Source organism: Curtobacterium sp. MEB011, from assembly GCF_030209655.1.
GTDB classification, from domain to species: domain Bacteria; phylum Actinomycetota; class Actinomycetes; order Actinomycetales; family Microbacteriaceae; genus Curtobacterium; species Curtobacterium poinsettiae.
This window is the reverse complement of sequence record NZ_JARVRN010000001.1, coordinates 117,036-137,142: the sequence shown is the minus strand read 5'-3', so window position 1 is coordinate 137,142 and position 20,107 is coordinate 117,036. Positions and strand designations below refer to the sequence as shown.

Genomic DNA, 20,107 nt, shown 5'->3' with positions numbered 1-20,107 from the left:
GGCGTTCGCCTGTCGATCCCCGTCAGCGCGGTCCGCGGTACAGGACGATCTGCGTGTTCCGCTGCGGCCGCGACCCCGCCTTGAGCGAGATCGCCGCACCACTCGCGGTGGCGGCGAAGACCCGCGCACCGGGCCGGTTGATGAGCTGGTCGGCCAACGCCGACTCGAGTTCGCGCACCCGGTCGCGCAGCGCCTTGTTCTCGTTCTCCAGGTCGAGCACCCGCCGGATCCCCTCCAGCGACACCCCCTCGGAGCCGAGTCGCGCGATCTCGCGCAACTGCACGACATCGCGCATCGAGTACCGCCGCGACCCACCCCGGGTGCGACCCGGCACGACCAGGCCGAGCCGGTCGTACTGCCGCAGCGTCTGCGGGTGCATCTCGGCGAGCTCCGCAGCGACCGCGATCGCGAAGACGGGCGAGTTCTCGTCCATGTCGGTCATGGCGCGTTCCTTTCCGTCGTCCGCGTGGGGTGGAAACCAGCCTGGAGGAACGGCGAGCGTCCGTCAGGAAGCCGCGCCGTTCCTCCAGGCCGGGTCTACTGCATTGCGTGCGCGACGCTAGTCGCGCGCCTTGGCGAGGAGGTCCTCGCGGGGGTTCTCGTCGGGCAGCGCAGCCGCAAGTGCCTCGACGGCCTCGCGCTGCTTGTCCGACAGGTGCGACGGCACCGCGACCTGGACGGTCGCGAGCAGGTCGCCCGTGCCGTTCTTCGTCGTGACGCCGCGGCCCTTGACGCGCAGGACGCGACCCGACGGCGTGCCGGGGGCGACCTTGAGCTTCACGGGCGAACCGCCGAGCGTCGGGACCTCGATCGTCGCGCCGAGCGCTGCCTCGGTGAACGTCACGGGGACGTCCACGCGCAGGTTGAGCCCGTCGCGCTCGAACACCGGGTGCTTCCGCACCGACACGGCGACCACGAGGTCACCGGCCTCTCCGCCATCGGGCGAGGGCTCGCCGCGGCCGCGCAGACGGATCTTCTGACCGTCGGCGACGCCCGCGGGGATGCGGACGTTCACCGGTCGGCCGTTGCCCTGCGACAGCTTGACGGTGTCACCGGCGATCGCCGTGGTGAAGTCGAGGGTCGTCGACGCCGTGACGTCGCGGCCCTTCGTCGGCCCGCCGAAACCGCGGTAGCCGCCGGAGGTCTGGCCGAAGCCGCCACCTCCGCCGAACATCCCGCCGAGGATGTCCTCGAATCCACCGGCACCGCCGGGGCCACCCTGGCCGAAGCGGACACGCTGTCCGCCGCCGCCCTGCTGCCCGAACATCCCGCCGAAGACGTCCTCGAAGCCGCCCTGGCCCCCGCCGCCCGCTGTGAAGCGGGCGCCGGAGCCCATGGCGCGGACCTGGTCGTACTCCTGGCGCTGCTCCTTGTCGGAGAGCACCGAGTACGCCTCGCTGATCTCCTTGAAGCGGTTCTCGGCGGCGGCGTCACCCGGGTTGGAGTCCGGGTGGAACTGCCGCGCGAGCTTCCGGTACGTCTTCTTCAGCTCGGCGTCGGAGGCGTCCTTGGACACGCCGAGGACCTTGTAGAAGTCCTTGTCGAACCAATCCTGACTGGCCATGGATCACCTGCCTTCTTCTGTCGTCACCGTGGGGACCCGGCTCAGGCCGGGACCGCCACCGCGACCTTGGCCGCGCGGAGAACGCGCTCACCGAGCTTGTAGCCCGGCTCGACGACGTCCGCGACGGTCTGTCCGGTGGCGCCCGGGGTGGGGAGCTGGACGATCGCCTCGTGGATGTTCGGGTCGAACGCCTCGCCCTTCTCGCCGATCTGCACGAGCTTGAACTTCTCGAAGCCCCCGCGGATCTTCTGGCCGATGACCTGCATCGGCCCCTCGGCGAGGTCACCGTGGGCCTCGGCCCGGGTGAGGTCGTCGAGCGCCGGCAGCAGGGCCCGCACCACTTCGGCGATGGCGACCTCGCGGTTGGCCTCCCGGTCACGCTCGACGCGCTTCCGGAAGTTCACCAGCTCGGCCTGCGCACGGAGCATGTCCGCACGCATCTCGGCGACGAGGTCACGGTCCTCGGTGCTGAGCTTGTCCTCGGCGATGCCGCGGGCTGCGTCGGCGAGCAGCGCTTCGTCCTCCGGGGAGAGGTCGTTCGCTGCTTCGGCCGCCGGGCCCCCGGCGGCGGGGCCGTCCGTCGGTACTTCGACGTCGGGCCCCTCCGCCTCGATGAGGTCCTCGGGCTCGGCCGCGTTCGTGGCGTCGCCCTCGACCTGGGGCTCGTCCTCGTGGGGCGCGTTGTCCTTGGGATCCGTCATCGTTACTTCTTGTCCTTGTCGTCCTCGTCGTCCACGACCTCGGCGTCGACGATGTCCTCGTCGTCGGCCGGCTGCTCACCCGCGGGCTGCTCGCCACCGGCGGCGCCGGCTGCTGCGTCCTGCTGGCTGTAGATGGCCTGGCCGAGCTTGCCCTGCGACTCGTTGAGCTTGTCGAAGGCGGTCTTCACGGCGTCGTCGTCCTCGCCCGCAAGAGCGGACTTGAGCGCGTCGACATCGGCCTGCACCTCGGACTTGACGTCCGCGGGGAGCTTCTCGTCGTTCTCCTTGATGAGCTTCTCGATCGAGTAGACGAGCTGCTCGGCCTGGTTGCGACGCTCGTTGGCCTCGCGACGTGCCTTGTCCTCGGCGGCGTGCTCCTCGGCTTCGCGGACCATGCGCTCGATGTCCTCCTTCGGCAGCGACGAGCCGCCGGAGATGACCATCGACTGCTCCTTGCCGGTGCCCTTGTCCTTGGCGGACACGTGCACGATGCCGTTGGCGTCGATGTCGAAGGTGACCTCGACCTGCGGCACACCACGGGGAGCCGGGGCGATGCCGGTGAGCTCGAAGGTGCCGAGCGGCTTGTTGTCGCGGGTGAACTCGCGCTCGCCCTGGAAGACCTGGATGGCGACCGACGGCTGGTTGTCGTCAGCGGTCGTGAAGGTCTCGCTCCGCTTGGTCGGGATCGCGGTGTTGCGGTCGATGAGCTTCGTCATCAGGCCGCCCTTGGTCTCGATGCCGAGCGACAGCGGCGTGACGTCGATGAGCAGGACGTCCTTGCGCTCGCCCTTCAGCACACCGGCCTGCAGCGCGGCACCGACGGCGACGACCTCGTCCGGGTTGACGCCCTGGTTCGGGGACTTGCCACCGGTCAGCGACTTGACGACCTCGGCCACGGCGGGCATACGGGTCGAGCCACCGACGAGCACCACGTGCGCGATGTCGTTGACCGAGACACCGGCTTCCTTGATGACGTCGTTGAACGGCTTCTTGGTGCGGTCGAGCAGGTCGGAGGTCATCTGCTCGAACTGTGCGCGCGAGATGGTCTCGTCCAGGTTCAGCGGGCCCTCGGCGGTGAGCGTCAGGTACGGGAGCTGGATGTTCGCCGACATCTGCGACGACAGCTCCTTCTTGGCCTGCTCAGCCGCTTCCTTCAGACGCTGCTTGGCGATTTTGTCCGTGGACAGGTCGACGCCGTGCTCGTCCTTGAACTTCTTGACCAGGTAGTCGACGATGCGCTGGTCCCAGTCGTCACCACCGAGGCGGTTGTCACCGGAGGTCGCGCGGACCTGGATCGTCGAGAAGTCATCGTCCTTGCCCACCTCGAGCAGGGAGACGTCGAACGTGCCACCACCGAGGTCGAAGACCAGGATGAGCTCGTCTTCCTTGCCCTTGTCGAGGCCGTAGGCGAGAGCGGCGGCGGTCGGCTCGTTGATGATGCGGAGGACGTTGAGGCCGGCGATCTCACCGGCGTCCTTCGTGGCCTGACGCTCGGCGTCGTTGAAGTACGCCGGCACGGTGATGACCGCGTCCGTGACGTCTTCGCCGAGGTACTGCTCGGCGTCGCGCTTGAGCTTGCCGAGGGTGCGGGCCGAGATCTCCTGCGGCGTGTACTTCTTGCCGTCGATCTCGGTGGTCCAGTCGGTGCCGACGTGACGCTTGACCGACGCGATGGTGCGGTCGACGTTCGTCACGGCCTGGCGCTTGGCGGTCTCGCCGACCAGGACCTCGCCGTCCTTCGTGAACGCCACGATCGACGGCGTGGTGCGCATGCCTTCGGCGTTGGCGATGACGGTGGGCTCGCCACCTTCGAGAACGGAGACGACGGAGTTGGTGGTTCCGAGGTCGATGCCTACTGCACGTCCCATGTGTTGCTCCTCTTGCTTGGGGGTAAGTCGTTGGACTTGCGTCCGATGGACTCAACCCTACTCCTGAGTCACCTGGAGTCAACTTCAGGGAGCACAAACCTGCGCCAGTCCCACTCAACTCCCAGTCGGGCGCAAGTGAGGTAGCACGTTCGTATGTTGGTATTTCACGTGATATTCTGAATACACATGCGCCGTTGGAGTCTGTCCACGGGCGTGCCCCCTTCCCGCACAGCCGCCGTCGCGCGGCCTGTCCTGAAAGATGCACATGTCTCACAAGAAGAGGGCATCGACTGCCCTCAAGTCCATGGGTGCGGCCGGGCTGGCCGCTGCCACCATCGTGTCCGGCCTGTCATTCGGTGCAGCAACGGCGATCGCTTCGCCCGAGCCCCGGTCGATCTCGACCCAGGCCACCGCCTCCGGCAAGTTCGTGATGAAGTCCAGATCTAACTCGACCTGGTGGGCTGTCGGATCCAATCTCAGCGCCACAGCCCATTCATCGCTCGCCGCCGCGAAAGCGGCTGCTGCGACTGCAACATTCACTACGGGTACTGGCGAGCTCAAGATCGGATCCTCGTGCATTGTCCCGGCACCGTCGGGCTTCACCCACGACTACACCGTTGGATCTTGCGGCAACGCGGTGCAGATCAACCTCAGTGGCGGCACCCTCTGGGAGGGTTCTTCCCGGATCGGTATCTGGCCGTACTCGAATGAGCCAGCATGGCTTGGGAAAGGCCAGACAGGTTACGAACTCGCGACGTACGATGAGATTTTCCCGAGCACCCGAGCCATGACCGCGCAGGTGACGAAGGTGAACAACATCGCGAGGACCGCTGAGGTGTCGGGTACGGCAACGCCGAACGGCACGGTGACGATCGGCAACAAGACCGTCGACGTCAACTCGAGCGGCAACTGGTCGATGACCGTCGAAGGGCTCTCAGTCGGGGCGAACTCCCTCACCGCGACGCAGCGCTTCAACAACGCGCGGGTCGACGAGAAGACTGTCACCGCGACGATCGTCGAGGGCGGCACGCTCGTCGGTGTCGACCAGGGCCCGATCGAGCTCGAGCGCGGCGAGAGCACCCCGGTGCCGTTCGTGGTCGAGAACCGCGAGGCGCGCACGAACACCGACGGCACGGTCACGCTCGACGCACCCGAAGGCACCACGTTCGACCAGCAGGCCACGGTCCAGGGCCAGATGCGTGACGTCGGAGAGGACGACTGGGCGAACACCACGTCCGTCCCGCTGACCGACGGTTCGCGGTCGAATGACGGCAAGACCATCACGTTCGATGCCGAGTGGGCCGCGAACCACCCCGCCGACGAGCAGTACCGCTTCATGGTCGGCGTGACCGCTGACGAGGACGCTCCCGCCGGTTCCGACGCAATGGAGTTCTCCATGCCGGGCACCAGCAGCAAGGGCGACTTCCTGGCTGAGGGCACGACGACCACCACCATCGAGACCAACGTCGTCGACCTCGTGGCCGACATCGCTTCGATCGACCACGCAGGCAAGTCCGCCGTGATCTCGGGTACCGCAACTCCGGGCGCGACGATCACGATCGGCGACGAGAGCACCGAGGCCGACGCCGAGACCGGTGCGTGGAGCATCACGGTCGACGGCCTCGAGCGCGGCACGAACGCACTCCACGTGGTGCAGGAGATCGAAGGCGAGGAGCACGACTCGAAGGACCTCGACGTCGTGATCAACGACGCCGCGATCTCTGGCCAGGCCGGCACCGCAGTCACGCTCGAACGTGGCGAGGTCACCTCGGTGGAATCCCTTTTCAAGACGAACGGTTCGATCAGCCGCCCGCAGGGCAAGGTCGAGTTCACCGCTCCCGAGGGCACCACCTTCGCCGCGGACCAGAGCACGATCGAGGGTTCGTTCAAGAAGCCGGGTGACGACGCCTGGACGAACTCGGCCATGACCCTGACCAACGGGGTCCGTTCCGCGGACGGCACGAAGTACACCTACGACTTCGCGACGACCACCACGACCTGGAACCTTCCCGACGCGTCCCTGATGCGCTGGAACATCGACGTGAACACGCCCGAGGACGCCGAGGCCGGCACCTTCCCGATGCGCACCGTGCTCAGCGGTACCGCCACCGAGGGAGCGTTCAACACCACCAGCACCACGCAGGCCACGGTCGAAGCCGCCGAGGTTCCCGCACCGGACGCGCTCGTCGTCACCACGCCGGCCGACGGCTCCACGGTCGACTCCAAGCGCCCGGTGTTCTCGGGTACCGGCGACGAGGGTGCCACGATCGAGATCCGCGACGCCGACGACAACCTCATCGCGACCACCGTCGTGAAGGACGGCGCCTGGAGCGTCCCCGCGACCGCGGACCTCGCAGACGGCTCCTACGAGTTCGACGTGATCCAGACCCCGCTCACCGGGGCACCGAGCACCGAGAAGGTCTCCTTCACGGTCGCGACGAACCCGCTCACGACCGAGCTGACCGCGGTCGGCGCGTTCGATGACGACGTCACCAAGCCCGCGACGATCTCCGGCGACGCCACCACGGGCGCGACCGTGATCGTCAAGGACAGCCTCGGCAACGAGGTCGGCCGCACCGAGGCAGTCGACGGGAAGTACTCGATCCCGGTCCCGCCGTCGTTCGCCCACACCGGCGTCAACGACTTCACCGTGACCCAGACGAAGAACGACACGACCTCGCCCGAGAAGGACGTCTCGCTCGACTACGGCATGCCGGCACCGATCCGCATCACCAGCCCGGCGAACGGCTCGACGGTCCAGAAGGACGGCCTGACCTTCACCGGTACCGGTGACGAGGGCGCCCGCATCGACGTCCGCGGTTCCGTCCGAGCCATCGCGACCGGTACCGTCACCGACGGTGTCTGGAACGCACCGGTGACGATCGACCTGTCGAACAACGTCTACAACCTGCGCGCCGTGCAGACCACCAAGGGCGGACTCACGACGCAGGTCCCGATCACGATCACGATCACCGACGAGGCGCCGGTTGCTCCGCTGACCGCGACCGCCGCGTTCAACACCACGGACGAGAACCTGCCCGCGACGATCACCGGCTCCGCCAACCCCGGCGCAACCGTCACCGTGAAGGACAGCAACGGCGACACCATCGGCACCGCCATCGCCACCAACGGCCGCTACACGATCACGATCCCCGCGAACAAGGCCCACTTCGGCGTCAACGACTTCACCGTCACCCAGACCGTCCGAGGCCAGGTCTCCGCACCACTCGACCGCTCCCTCGACTACGGCAACCCCGCAGCCCCGGTCATCCAGACCCCGGCCAACGGCGCCACCGTCACCAACGGCTCCATCCGCTTCACCGGCACCGGAGCCACCGGCGCCAAGCTCGACATGCGCGGCAACAGCTCCTCCGTCGGTGACACCAAGATCACCGACGGCGCCTGGACCGTGGACGTCACCCGCCAGCTCAACCCGGCGGTCTACGACCTCCACGCACTCCAGACCAGCAAGGGCGGCCTCACCCAGCGCGTCAACATCACCGTCACCGTCCGCAACGAGGCGCCGGTTGCTCCGCTGACCGCGACCGCCGCGTTCAACACCACGGACGAGAACCTGCCCGCGACGATCACCGGCTCCGCCAACCCCGGCGCAACCGTCACCGTGAAGGACAGCAACGGCGACACCATCGGCACCGCCATCGCCACCAACGGCCGCTACACGATCACGATCCCCGCGAACAAGGCCCACTTCGGCGTCAACGACTTCACCGTCACCCAGACCGTCCGAGGCCAGGTCTCCGCACCACTCGACCGCTCCCTCGACTACGGCAACCCCGCAGCCCCGGTCATCCAGACCCCGGCCAACGGCGCCACCGTCACCAACGGCTCCATCCGCTTCACCGGCACCGGAGCCACCGGCGCCAAGCTCGACATGCGCGGCAACAGCTCCTCCGTCGGTGACACCAAGATCACCGACGGCGCCTGGACCGTGGACGTCACCCGCCAGCTCAACCCGGCGGTCTACGACCTCCACGCACTCCAGACCAGCAAGGGCGGCCTCACCCAGCGCGTCAACATCACCGTCACCGTCCGCAACGAGCAGATCACGGCGCTGACGGCCAACGGGGTCTTCGACCGTGACGTCGAGCAGAACGCCGTCGTCTCGGGCAACGCCCAGACCGGGGCGGACGTCATCGTCCGCGAAGGCACGACGATCATCGAGAGCGTCAAGGCCGTCGACGGGAAGTACTCCGTCACGATCCCCGCCACGGTCGCCGGCGTCCGCACCTTCACCGTCACCCAGACGGTCAACGGCACGGTCTCGGCGCCCAAGACGGCGACGCTCGACTACGGCACGCCCGCGGACCTCGTCATCGAGACCCCCGGCAACGGTGGGACCCTCCGAGGCGACCAGGTCGTCTTCACGGGGACCGGTGCCCCCGGCGCCAAGGTCGTCCTGAACGGCACCGTGAGCCGCCTGGGCTCCGCGACGGTGAACGGTCAGGGCGCCTGGACGATCTCCGTCGAGCGCACCCTCACCCCGCAGGCGTACACGCTGTTCACCAAGCAGATCACCAAGGGCAACCTCAACGGCCCTGCTGACCAGCGCACCATCAACGTCATCCGGTAACACCACCAGCACCACGCGACGGGCGCCCCTCCACCAGGAGGGGCGCCCGTTCCCGTGCGTCAACCGCGATGCGGGAGGAGAACAGCGGGACAGAACGACGAATGCCGCCGGCCTGGGGCCGGCGGCATTCGTCGTTCTGCGTGTGTGTCGATCAGCGCGTGCGGAACACGTTGTCCTTGCCGTCGTCGCTGATCTTCGGCTCGTTGTCACTGGTCAGGCGGTTGCCGTCGGTGGTCACCCGCACCGAGCCGACCTGCTTCGCGGCGATGTCGTTGATGGAACCGGAGACGACGAGTTCCTCGACGTTCCCGAGGTGCACGACCGCGTTACCCGCGGTGATCTCCACCGACGCGCAGTCCCCGACGGTGACGTCCTTGTTGGCCTGGTCGACGACGGCCTTGCCGTCCTTGCACCCGGCCCGGACCTTCCCGATGTCGGCAGGCGGGTTCGAGAAGACCTGCTCGTCCGCCTGGGCCGTCGCGCTCGCACTCGGCTTCGGGGTCGGCTTGTCGTCGCCGGTGCCGGAGCACGCGGTCACTGCAGCGAGGATGCCGACGGCGGTCAGTCCGGTGACGAGCAAGCGGCGGACGGGAGGATGGGAGCTCAGGGCCATGGTGTGTTCCGATCTGGAGCGGGAGGTGTCGGGCGCGTCATCGGACCCGCGGACATTTGTATGTCACGTTCTATACAATACTTGATATGCTGAATGCATGACAACTGATCGGTTGCCTCTGGTGGCCTTCCTCAGCCACTCCGCAGCCCTCTCCGGGGCAGAACTGCTCGTCGCGCGGGTGACCGCCTCGTGCACGACGATCGAACCGATCGTGGTCCTCGGCGAACACGGCCCGCTCGAGGAACGCCTCGCCGACTCCGGGGTGCGCTGCCAGGTCGTTCCCCTCGATGCGACCGTCCGGCACCACACCGCCACCACGGGAGCTGGGCTCCTCGCGAAGACGGTCAGCACGCTCCGCGCCACCCACGAACTCACCCGCGTCCTGCGCGCCCTCGGTGTCGACGTGCTGACGACCCACTCGGCGAAGGCACACATCTGGGGTGGACTCGCCGGGCGGCGGGCCGGGATCCCCGTGGTCGCCCACGCACACGACCTCGTCGGTGCCGATGAGTCGTCGCGAGTGAACGCAGCGCTGCTCCGGCTCGCGTTCGCGGTCCTCCCCCGGACGGTGGTCGCGAACTCCCGGACCACGGCCCGGTCGCTCGGTCGCCTGCCCCGGCCCGTCGCCGTCGTCGCCTGCCCCGTGTCCGTCCCGCCGGAACCAACGCCGCACACCGCTCCGGTGTGCACGATCGGCATGGTCGGACGCCTCACGCCGTGGAAGGGTCAGGACGTCGCCCTCCGCGCCTTCGCGGCCGCCCGCGCGTCCGGTCTCGACCCCGACGCACGACTCCGTCTCGTGGGTGCACCGCTGTTCGGCGCCGACGACGCGTTCGCCCGGTCGCTCCACACGCTCGCGTCCGAACTCGATGTGCGGGACTCCGTCGACTTCCGTGGGCACCAGCACGACGTCGCCGCCGAGATGGCCGCGTGTGACTTCGTCGTCCACGCCAGCACACGCGCGGAGCCGTTCGGACAGGTCGTCATCGAGGCCATGGCGCTGGGCCGGGCCGTGATCGCCAGCGATGCGGGCGGCCCCGCCGAGATCATCACCCACGATCAGGACGGCCTCCTCGTCCCGCCCGGCGACGTCGCAGCGCTCGCGTCCGCCATGGTGCGACTGGCAGACGGCCAGGAGGCCCGGGATCGGCTCGCCGACAACGGCCGTCGGACCGCCAGGCGGTTCGACCTCCCGCGCGTCGTCGCGCAGCTCGAGGCGATCCTGGTGGCGGCCGCCCGCTGACGCGGGACGGCGGCACTGCACGTGCGCGGCGCCTGCCGCGGGCCGACCCGGCGACGACTGGCGGGCCTCCTGGCCGGGCGCGTCAGGAACGGACCGCGCTCGGGATCCCGGTCCACGCGCCGATCTCGCGCCGGAAGCGTGTGGTGGAGAACGTGTCGGCCCGCGCTCGGCAGTCCGCACCGTCGAGTCCCGCAGCCGCCTCGACGGCCGACCGGATCGTCGACGGGGCGAAGTCGTGCAGGACGACACCGCTCCGACCGGGCTCCACCGAGTCGCACGCGCCGCCGACGGCGTTCACGACGACCGGCGTGCCGAGCGCCATGGCCTCGACCGGCATGATGCCGAAGTCCTCCACCGGTGGGAACACGTAGACGGCTGCACGCTGCAATAGTGCCGCCAGGAGCGCGTCGGACGGCCGGACGACGATGCGGACGTCGACGTCCGAGTCAGCGGCGAGCGCCCGGAGCCGTTCGAGGTCGGGTCCGTCACCGGCGAGCACCACCGGCCGCGCAGATGCCCGGCCGGCCTCGATCACCACGTCGAGTCGCTTGTACGGCACGAACCGGGACGCACCCAGCAGGAAGCCCGCGGGCAGCGACTCGAGCAGCGCACGCTCACGGTCGTCGAGCACCTGCGCCCAGTCGTCGACAGCGGTGAGTCGTTCGACCCCGACGGGCGGGTGGATCACGACCGCATCGACGTCCCAGCTCGCTCGGATGCGCTGCTGCACGAAACGGCTGTTGGCCGCGACGTGCCGGAGCGCCCCGCCCCGACGGCGGTCCACTGCACGGAGCGCGGGACCCGCGACCCGTGCGGCGACGGACGCGCCGCGGGCATCGAGCTCCGGGTTCCAGAGGTACCGCGCCGGTGTGTGCACGTAGGTGAACTGGCGCTCGGGATCGACACCGGGCACACGGGCCTGGTGCGCGAACAGGTGCGAACTGACGAGCGCCCAGTCGTACGGTCCGAGGTCGCGCAGCCCGTGCGACCACAGCGCGGGGAGGAAGGGGACGGCCAGGGCCTTGCGACCCCGCAGCGGCGTCGGCGCGAGGGCGCTCTCGATCACCCGCCGGCCGGGGTACCGGCCAGTGGCGTCGTTCCAGAGGCCGAAGAGATCGGCGTCCGGGTACTCGTCCGCCATGGCGTCGAGGACACGTTCGGCGCCGCCGACCGCTTCGATCCACTCATGCACGAGCAGTCCGCGCATCTCGAGCTCCTTCCGTCGCTCGTGCGGCACAGGCGACGACGGCGTCGATCGCCTCGTCGGCCAGCGCGCACATCCGGGCGTGGTCGGCGTCGTCCCCACGGACCGGGTCGGCGATGTCGTCCGCCTCCGGCTCGGTGGGGGCGGTGCCGAGTCGGGAACGTGCGACCAACCTGGGGAAGTCGTCCCAGAACCCTGCGCCGACGGCGTCCTGACCGAGGAGCGGACGGACGAGCCGTTCGAACTCGCGCAGCGTGAACGTCCGCCGCAACAGCGCGGGAGCGATGTCGAGCACCGCGGCACGGTGCTGGCGCTCCAGGGTGAGCACGAGCGCGGGGCCGTCGAGCACGCGTGCCGTCAGGGGCGTCCCTGCGAAGCCGGAGGGATCGGCACCGTGGCGCAGGACGGCGTCGGACGAGCGCGGGAACATCGCCGCACCGGGCTCGGCGGCGGTCCCTGCGCTGGACACCCGGAACGTTCCCGGGGCGACGGCGTCCAGGCGGGCCCGGAGCACGCGTTCGACGTAGGGGGAACGACAGACGTTCCCTTCGCAGACGATGAGGATGGCGATCACGATCGAGTTCCTGTCAGTGCGGGGACGGTGGGCCAGAGGGTGGGAATCGTGGGCCGGAGGGCGGGGACGGCGGTCGGCACCCACGCCGGAGTCGCGCAGGCCGCGATGAGGACCCAGAGGACCGGGGTCGAGAAGTCGGGCGTCCCGACGACCTTGGCGACGAGCAACGCGACGAGTGCCGTTGCCGCCGCGATCGTGCCCGGACGCCGGATCGCGGTCGCGACGATGCCCAGGACGAGTGCAGCGAACGCAGCGGTGCCCGGGATGCCGACGGTGGACAGCAGGGACATGCCGAACGACGACGGCCGGTTGCTGCCGATGCCGGCGCCCATCCCGAGCGTGTCCGCGAGGACGCCCCAGCTGAACATGTCCGCCCCGGTCCGGGAGTCGTACGACTTGCTGTCCACCTTGTCGACGACGAGTTCCCGGATCGGCGCGAGCAGGTGGTCACCGGCGACGAGGGCGACCACGGCCACGGTGAGTACGGCGATGACGAGCGACGGGGTGCCGACACCGCCGCGGACGACGTACCGGACGGCCAGCACGACGATGCCCAACCCGATCACGACAGCGGATGCGACGACGGCGGTCCCCGAGGACGCCTGCAGCAGGTTGGAGCATGCGAGGGCAGCCGCCGTGGACCAGAGGAACCGGGCCCGGCCCGTCGAGCGCAGCGCCGCAACGACGAAGAACGCGACCGCCGGTAAGGAGAACGCGGCGAGCTCGCTCGGTTCGCTGAAGACCCCGCGCAACCGGTCCTCCGTCGTGGTCCAGGCGTACGCCACGTTCGGCAGGGTGTCGAAGAGGGGAGCCGTCACGTCCGCTCGGAACAGCAGGAGGAAGCCCCGGATGCTCGTCGTCACCGTCCCCACGACCAGCGCGACACCGACCGCTAGGACGGCACCCCGGACGCGCACCAGGTAGAGCGCGCAGCAGGCGGCGAGGAGCAGGTAGGCGAGCTGTGCCCCGTTGCTCACCGTGTAGGCGAGCACACCGGGGTCGGCCACCTGGTGATCGACTCCGCCGCGCGAGACGAGGACCCGGATGCCGCCGAACATCCACGGAGCCACCGCGGTGATCACCGTCGTCCACGCGAGGAAGACGGCGAACGCGTTCGCTGTCCAGTGCGACGTCCCCAGCCGACGCGTCCCGAGGAGTGCGCAGGCGCTGGCTGCTGCCGCGACGGTGAACAGCGGCACGCCGTTCCCCCCGAGGACGACGCCCGCGGAGTACGGCAACCCGGCGGCCACCCCGATGATCACCGGCAACCACTCGCGACGCACCGTCAGTCCGACGCCGAGCGCGACGAGGAGCACGGCTCCGAGGACGGTCATCCGCGCTTCCTCCACTTGGTTGCGTAATATTTCATATCAACTACTATGAGTATCACACATCGAAACCCGAAGGAAAGGCTCGGATGACACTCGCGCAGTTCATCGACGTGCTCCGGCACCGCTGGATCTCCATCGCTGCGGTGCTGCTGCTCGCGACCGGACTCGCGGCGGCCTTCTCCGCGGTCCAGGCACCGCAGTACCGGGCGACGAGCGAGGTGTTCGTGTCCGTGGCGGGCGGGGCCTCGGTCACCGACCTCAGTCAGGGCAACACCTTCTCGGCCGCCCGGGTCAAGTCATACGAGGAGCTGGCGGTCACGCCCCAGGTGCTCGGGCAGGCCGCGAAGCAGCTCGGGTTGCCGGGTGGCGGCGGCCTCGGGCGGGTGGTCACGGCGGAGTCGAAACGCGACACCGTGCTCATCTCGATCAGCGCCACCGACGAGTCCCCGACGCAGGCCGCCGCCATCGCGAACGCCGTCACGGAGCAGCTGGTGAAGGTGGTCGACCAGGTCGAGAACGAGGGAGCCGCCACCGACGGCCTCGTCCACCTCAGCGTCTTCCAGCCCGCCACCGCTCCGAGCACGCCGTTCTCGCCCCGACTGGCGGTCAACATCGCCATCGGTGTGCTCGCCGGACTCGCGCTCGGCATCGCCCAAGCCGTCCTCCGCGAGGTCCTGGACACCCGCCTCCGTTCGTTCGAGGCGCTGCGCCGACTCACCCACGCGAGCGTGCTGGGCGAGTTCGCCATGGACGAGACGATCGCGAAGGAGCCGCTCGTGTCGTTCGACAACCGCTACAGCACACGCGCCGAGGCGTTCCGCCAGCTCCGGACCCACCTGACCTACACGAACCTCGACGGAGACGCGCAGAGCATCGTCGTCACCAGTGCGACGCCGGGCGAGGGGAAGTCCTCGACCGCCGTGAACCTCGCGCTCATGCTCGCGCAGAACGGATCGCGCGTCGTCCTCGTCGACGCCGACCTCCGACGGCCGACCACCGGCACCTACCTGGGCATCGAGAGCCGCGTCGGACTCTCCACGGTGCTCACCCGGCAGGTCGCCCTCGACGACGCCACCCAACAGGTCGGCGCGGACACACCCCTCCACGTCCTCGCAGCGGGGCGCGTCCCCCCGAACCCGAGCGAACTCCTGAGCTCGAGCCGCATGGTCGACCTGGTCCGCGAACTCGAGTCCCGCTACGAGTACGTCATCGTCGACGCCCCTCCGATGCTTCCGGTGACCGACCCCGCTGTGCTGGGTGCGATCTGCAGCGGTGTCCTGCTCGTGGTGAGCGTGGACGGGCGGACCAGACGAGCAGACTTCACCGCGGCAGAGCGGACCGTGACCCAGGTCGGTGCGCGCCTGCTCGGCCTCGTCGTGAACCGTCTGCCGGTGCAGCGTCGCGCGAAGACCTACTACAACTACGAGCCGTCGGCGCCGGTCAGCGAGAGCCCTCGTCGATCGTCGCGAGCTCGTCGCACCCCGGAGGACCACTGATGAAGCCGCCCGCACGCCGTTCACTCGTCTACCTCGGGTGGCAGGGGAACGCCAACTTCGGCGACGACCTGCTGTACGAGACCTGGCGCGCTGCGCTCGACGACCCCCTCACGGTGCAGGCGCCGCTCAACGCACGCGACTACCTCCGAGCGGCGCCACGATTCGGGCTCGACCGGCTCCGCACACTCGGCGCGGAACGGGTCGTCCTGCTCGGCGGTGGGACGTCCGTCGGGTTCGCGTCGTGGGCCGAGCACGCACGGCTGGCGATCCGCAACTTCGGCGCGGACGGCCTGATCGGTATGGGCCTCGGAGCAGCGTCGGCATCGGACACGTACTCGCTGGCGCAGCAGCGGCAACGCTGGGAAGCCTGGCGCACGCTCCAGCGGCTGCACATCGCCGGCGTTCGCGGTCCCCTCACCCGGGACGAGGTCTCCGCGCACCTGATGCCCGTCGACATCAGCGGTGACCCGGCGCTGCTCTACCCCCTCGTCCGGCACGTGCCCAGGCCCACCCGGGCTGCTCCGCGCATCGGCGTGAGCCTCGGGTCCGATCCACACTCCCGCTTCGACGTCGCCACCGTCGCCGCGGCCGTCGACGAACACGCACGTGACATCGGTGCCACCGAGGTGGTCGCGTTCGCCCTGTCGACAGCCGACCAGGCCGCCGCACGTCACCTGTCGGACCGTCTGACGACGGCGTCGGTCGTCCACGCCTACACGGACGTCGCTGCGACGATGGCCGCGATCGGCAGCTGCGACCTCGTGGTGTCGGAACGACTGCACGGCGCAGTCGCCGCGGTGTCGCTCGGCATCGCGACGGTCCCGCTGTCCTACGCCTCGAAGTGCGACGACTTCTGGTCGAGCGTCACCGGTCGTGCCGCCCCCGTCACGGTGGGCCACTCGGCGGACGACCTGGTCGACGCGATGCGCGCGGCCGAACAGGAGCGTGCGGGCATCGCCGAACGGGTCCGCGAACTGCAGGACCGCTTGCAGCGGATCAGGGGCGAGCTGCTCGCCTGGAAGTCGGGGACGCGCTCGACGACGGACCTGCTGACGACGAGCACGGTGTCGGTGTGAGCGCCGTCGCAGGGGCCAGCCACCGCATCCACCTGGTCATCTCGACGATCCGCTCGCCCGAACACATCGAACGCTGCCTCGACTCGATCCGCCGAACACGATTGCCGGTATTCGTGACCGTGGTCGAGCAGCGCCCGACGCCCGACGCGCTGCCGCTCCTCCGGGACCTGATCGAGGCCGGTCACGCAGAACACGTGCACGAGCCCGTCGTCCGTGGAGTCAGCCGCGGCCGGAACCGCGGGCTCGCCACGATCCGTGGGGACATCGTGGCATTCCCCGACGACGACTGCTGGTTCGACGACGGTGTTCTCGAACTCCTGTCCGAGCGGATGGACGACCGGGAGCTCGACGGAGCAGCCATCCCCTGCCGTGCGAGTGACGACAGCGGCACGATGCTCCGCTGGCGCCGACGAGCGTGCCGGGTCACGAGCTGGCGGGTACCGCGGACGATCGTCGCTGCAGGCATCTTCCTGCGACGCGACCTGCTCGAGAGGCACGGGCTCTTCGACGTCGCCCTCGGGACCGGTTCGGCGACGCCGTTCGGCTCCGGCGAGGAGAACGACCTCGTCATCCGCGCACTCCGTCGCGGTGCCCGCATCGCCTACATGCCGGACGTGGCCGTGCGGCACGGCGACTTCCGGCACGACGGCATGACGGACGAGACCCTGGCCAAGGTGCTGCGGTACAACCGGGGGTTCGGGCGGGTGCTCCGGAAGCACCGGCTCCGCGGCCAGGCGGCTTACTGGGTCACCCGGTCGATGGCGGCCGTCCTCGTGGCACGGATCAAGCGGGACCACGATGCGACCCGGTTCCAACAGGCACAGCTCCGTGGCCGGTGGCAGGGGTGGCACGGAACCGACGACCACGGCGTGCACCACGCGTTCGACTGCGCCACGACGCCGGCACACGGATGACGCGAGTGGCCCCGCGGAGCACCAGGTGCACCGCGGGACCGCTCGGAGTCACTCGTCCCAGACAACGAACCGCGGGATCCACTTCGCGGACATGTCGAGCTTCCCGGCGGTGCCCCGCACGGCCTTGTCGGACCCGGTGGGTTCGACGATCCGGCCCGTTCCACGGAGTGAGACGCGCACGGACGTCGACAGGTGCTGCGCTTCCGACTGCCAGACGACACGGGCGTGGTGCTTGCCGTCCGGCGAGGTGAACCGCATGTGGCGGACCGGACCGATCCGGTGCTCCGCCACGAACCGCTTGCCGGAGAGGACCCGCTGCATGGTCGCCCAGGCCGCGGCGGAGGGCTTCGGCTCGTAGCCGCCGTCGGCGTTGCCGAGCAGACCGAACGTCCGTGCGGTGCCGTTCGCCAGGGCGGGCTCGGCCATCTCGAACAGGAAGAGCCGCTCGACGCCGTACTGCGCGGCGATGGCGTAGGTGCGCAGGACGTAGGCGGTCTGGTCCTCCGGTTGAACCCAGCCCGGTCCGGCGAACTGGGTCGGCCATCCGACCTCGGTGATCCAGATCGGCAAGGCGCTGCCGTCTGGGCGCGGGTACCGGTCGGCCGTCGTCCGGAGCCACGCGAGCGCGTCCTCGATGCACGGATTGGTCGGGACGCAGGTCTCGGGACCCCACGGGTTGCTGTACGGGTGGATGCTGACCGCGTCGACGTGGTCGGCGCCGCCGAGGCGGAACCACTCGCCGATCCAGGCGCGCTCGTCGTCGGACACCGCGTTCTGGGTCGGCCCGACGATCGTCGCCGCCGGGTCGGTGGCACGGATGACCTGTGCTGTGACCCGTGCGAGCTCGATGTATGCGGCGGGCGTCGCGGGCAGCACACCGTGGTTGTTGGTCCACTCGTTCCAGACCTCGTAGGACAGATCGGTGTCCGGGTGCCGGTCCCGCATGTGGGAAACGGTCTCCTTGACGTACCGCTTCCACGCGGCGGCCTGGGCGGGTTTCGAGACGTCCGGTGGTGCCATCGGGTCGTTCGTGTACGCGACGTTGCCGTAGTCGAGGACGAAGAGTGGGCTGACCCCCATGTCACGCACGACCGGGTCGATGCGGGCGTCCGTCGCCGTGAAGTCGAACCGTCCGGCGACCTTCTCGACCGCGCTCCACTGCAGGTCCTGTCGGTAGCTGCCGGCACCGAGTGCGGCGAGTGAGGGCAGCGCGCTCGCCACGGGGTTGACGCCGAGACCGAAGTACGGGTCCGAGCCGACCGGACCGGCGATGGTCCGCACGAACCGGGTCGACGCGGAGGTCGCGCCCGGCGTCTGCACGGTCAGCCGGTAGGTGCCGGACGGCAGGGCGCTCGTGGGGTGCACCTCGACCGATCGGGTCCCCGCCCGGCCGGTCCCCGAGTCGACGATCGTCCCCGTGGTGTCGTTGACCCGCCAGGTGACGTCCGCCGCACGCTCCACGCCGTCGACCGTGAACCGGGGGCGATCGTCGGGTCCGAACAGACCGCTCCCGCCGACCGGTCGGATCGTCGGCGTCGTCGAGGCCGTCGACGTGGTGCCCCGTGCGGACGAGGGCTGGGCGTGCTCGGACAGGATCGCCGCGAGGAGGACGCCCGTGACGGCAGCTGCGGTGAGGCCACGGCGGCGGGTGGAGGGGGGACGGGGAGCGGGGCGGCCAACGGAGGGCCCGACGTGTTCCATCGGGCCATCATCGACAGCACGGACGGGTGCTGGCGAGCAATCGGAATGCACGGCACCTGCGATGCGATGCGATCGGCTCGACCACGCTGCGAAACACGGAACTCGGAGTACGAACTGCTGGCGATCGGCGAACCCGCCCGCCCACAGTTGCTCGATGCCAGCCGAACGACCGACCTTCACCGGCGTCCAGGTGCTGCGGTTCGTCGCCGCGCTCCTCGTCGTGTTCTCGCACCTGCCGACGTACCTGCACGCCCGTCTCGGCACACCCCTGGTCGACATCCCCGTCGGCCAGGTCGGGGTGACGGTGTTCTTCGCGATCAGCGGGTTCGTCGCGGTGCTCGTGACACAGCGGACCCCGAGGCCGACCTGGCGCGGGTTCCTTCGCCGTCGGCTGGTCCGCATCCTGCCGCTCGCGTGGGCGGTGATGACGATCAAGCTCGTCACGCTGCTGGTGGCCCCGCAGGCCCTGGAACGCGCGGCCACGTCACCGACGTACATCGTGTCGTCGTACCTGTTCCTGCCCAGCCGCGGCCCGAACGGCGTGGTCGAGCCGTTCTTCACGGTCACCTGGACGCTGTCGTTCGAGCTGCTGTTCTACGTGGTCGTCACGATCGCGCTCGCCACCCGCTCCGACCCCCTGCGGCTGGCGTCCGTCGTCTTCGTCGGGCTCGCGGTCGCCTCGGCGTTCCGCGGGCCGGACGGGTGGCCGACCTGGCAGTTCCACGCGAACCGCATCGTGCTGTGCTTCCTGGTCGGCATGGTGATCGGCCGGTGGGCACTCGACCGCCGCACCCGGCTGGCACTGCTCCGGACCGCGGCGATCACCGCGATCTGGCTCGTGGTGGGCACCGTCGCGGGCGCGTCCGTGCCGAGCCTGCTGCTGTTGCCGCTCGCGGCCGCGGCCCTGGCGACGACGGTGGTGGGTGAGCCGCTCCTGCGTCGGTGCACCGGCACCGTCGGGCGGACGCTGGGCGATGCCTCGTACGCGCTGTACCTGACGCACCCGATCCTCGCACCGGCGACGGTGGCCGTGGTCGCCGCGGTCGTCTCCGGCCCCGCAGCGCCGATCGTCGCGGGCATCGCCGCGCCGGTCGCCGCCGTGGCCGCCTCGGTCGTGGTGTGGTTCGCGGTCGACCGTCCGGTGATCCGGCGGCTCCAGCGTCGTCGGACCGCACCACCACGGACCCCACGCGCCGCGAGGCACCGGCTACCCGCCGGGTAGTGTCGTCCC

The 20,107-nt window shown here is 69.7% G+C and carries 16 protein-coding genes; 6 read left to right on the top strand and 10 right to left on the bottom strand.

Annotated elements, in window-relative coordinates:
- Positions 1 to 22: 22 nt before the first annotated feature.
- The 5 genes from QRN30_RS00660 to QRN30_RS00640 all read right to left on the bottom strand — a co-directional run bounded on the left by QRN30_RS00660 (position 23) and on the right by QRN30_RS00640 (position 4,694).
- Positions 23 to 433: a heat shock protein transcriptional repressor HspR gene (locus tag QRN30_RS00660; protein ID WP_027464889.1), complete on the bottom strand. Its 411-nt coding sequence runs from the start codon at positions 431 to 433 to the stop codon at positions 23 to 25.
- Positions 434 to 559: 126 nt separating this feature from the next.
- The gene (locus QRN30_RS00655) at positions 560 to 1,564 is read right to left on the bottom strand and encodes a DnaJ C-terminal domain-containing protein (protein WP_017886377.1); all 1,005 of its coding nucleotides are present in this window, start codon (positions 1,562 to 1,564) and stop codon (positions 560 to 562) included.
- Between the two features lie 41 nt (positions 1,565 to 1,605).
- Complete coding sequence (locus tag QRN30_RS00650) at positions 1,606 to 2,265, bottom strand: nucleotide exchange factor GrpE (RefSeq protein WP_017886378.1); 660 nt, start codon at positions 2,263 to 2,265, stop codon at positions 1,606 to 1,608.
- 2 nt (positions 2,266 to 2,267) lie between these two features.
- Complete coding sequence (dnaK, locus tag QRN30_RS00645; protein ID WP_017886379.1) at positions 2,268 to 4,133, bottom strand: molecular chaperone DnaK; 1,866 nt, start codon at positions 4,131 to 4,133, stop codon at positions 2,268 to 2,270.
- Positions 4,134 to 4,403: 270 nt separating this feature from the next.
- On the bottom strand, positions 4,404 to 4,694 hold the full coding sequence (locus QRN30_RS00640) for a hypothetical protein (protein WP_139179641.1): 291 nt from the start codon (positions 4,692 to 4,694) through the stop codon (positions 4,404 to 4,406).
- 226 nt (positions 4,695 to 4,920) lie between these two features.
- Between QRN30_RS00640 and QRN30_RS00635 the strand changes: the two genes are divergently transcribed.
- Positions 4,921 to 8,724, top strand: coding sequence for an Ig-like domain-containing protein (locus QRN30_RS00635; RefSeq protein ID WP_159557256.1), 3,804 nt, complete (start codon positions 4,921 to 4,923; stop codon positions 8,722 to 8,724).
- Positions 8,725 to 8,875: 151 nt separating this feature from the next.
- Here QRN30_RS00635 and QRN30_RS00630 read toward each other — a convergent pair whose 3' ends face one another.
- Positions 8,876 to 9,337: a DUF3060 domain-containing protein gene (locus QRN30_RS00630; RefSeq protein ID WP_156155317.1), complete on the bottom strand. Its 462-nt coding sequence runs from the start codon at positions 9,335 to 9,337 to the stop codon at positions 8,876 to 8,878.
- A 97-nt stretch (positions 9,338 to 9,434) separates the two neighbouring features.
- Here QRN30_RS00630 and QRN30_RS00625 point away from each other — a divergent pair, with 97 nt between their 5' ends.
- The gene (locus tag QRN30_RS00625; protein WP_082046885.1) at positions 9,435 to 10,580 is read left to right on the top strand and encodes a glycosyltransferase; all 1,146 of its coding nucleotides are present in this window, start codon (positions 9,435 to 9,437) and stop codon (positions 10,578 to 10,580) included.
- Positions 10,581 to 10,662: 82 nt separating this feature from the next.
- On the opposite strand, the gene QRN30_RS00620 is transcribed toward QRN30_RS00625, so the two are convergent.
- Genes QRN30_RS00620 through QRN30_RS00610 form a run of 3 tightly spaced genes read right to left on the bottom strand, consistent with a single transcriptional unit; the run spans position 10,663 to position 13,692 of the window.
- Positions 10,663 to 11,787 (bottom strand): glycosyltransferase, encoded by a 1,125-nt coding sequence (locus tag QRN30_RS00620; protein WP_284760040.1) that lies wholly within the window; start codon positions 11,785 to 11,787, stop codon positions 10,663 to 10,665.
- Positions 11,765 to 12,358, bottom strand: a complete 594-nt coding sequence (locus tag QRN30_RS00615) for an arsenate reductase/protein-tyrosine-phosphatase family protein (RefSeq protein WP_052481740.1) — start codon at positions 12,356 to 12,358, stop codon at positions 11,765 to 11,767. The genes QRN30_RS00620 and QRN30_RS00615 overlap by 23 nt, the downstream gene beginning before the upstream one ends.
- Entirely contained in the window at positions 12,355 to 13,692 is a 1,338-nt protein-coding gene (locus tag QRN30_RS00610) for a hypothetical protein (protein WP_284760038.1), read from the bottom strand. The genes QRN30_RS00615 and QRN30_RS00610 overlap by 4 nt, the downstream gene beginning before the upstream one ends.
- Positions 13,693 to 13,775: 83 nt before the next feature.
- On the opposite strand from QRN30_RS00610, the gene QRN30_RS00605 reads away from it, so the two are divergent.
- From QRN30_RS00605 to QRN30_RS00595, 3 genes are read left to right on the top strand one after another with little or no spacing between them, the layout of a single operon-like run.
- Entirely contained in the window at positions 13,776 to 15,185 is a 1,410-nt protein-coding gene (locus QRN30_RS00605) for a tyrosine-protein kinase domain-containing protein (RefSeq protein WP_017886386.1), read from the top strand.
- Entirely contained in the window at positions 15,185 to 16,261 is a 1,077-nt protein-coding gene (locus QRN30_RS00600; RefSeq protein ID WP_042538632.1) for a polysaccharide pyruvyl transferase family protein, read from the top strand. Before QRN30_RS00605 ends, QRN30_RS00600 begins: the two co-directional genes overlap by 1 nt.
- Positions 16,258 to 17,175, top strand: coding sequence for a glycosyltransferase family 2 protein (locus QRN30_RS00595; RefSeq protein ID WP_017886388.1), 918 nt, complete (start codon positions 16,258 to 16,260; stop codon positions 17,173 to 17,175). Before QRN30_RS00600 ends, QRN30_RS00595 begins: the two co-directional genes overlap by 4 nt.
- Before the next feature lie 48 nt (positions 17,176 to 17,223).
- Here the strand turns inward: QRN30_RS00595 and QRN30_RS00590 are convergent, their stop codons facing one another.
- Positions 17,224 to 18,876 (bottom strand): GH39 family glycosyl hydrolase, encoded by a 1,653-nt coding sequence (locus QRN30_RS00590; RefSeq protein ID WP_284760035.1) that lies wholly within the window; start codon positions 18,874 to 18,876, stop codon positions 17,224 to 17,226.
- 154 nt (positions 18,877 to 19,030) lie between these two features.
- Between QRN30_RS00590 and QRN30_RS00585 the strand changes: the two genes are divergently transcribed.
- The gene (locus tag QRN30_RS00585) at positions 19,031 to 20,098 is read left to right on the top strand and encodes an acyltransferase family protein (protein ID WP_284760033.1); all 1,068 of its coding nucleotides are present in this window, start codon (positions 19,031 to 19,033) and stop codon (positions 20,096 to 20,098) included.
- Positions 20,099 to 20,107 lie beyond the last annotated feature (9 nt).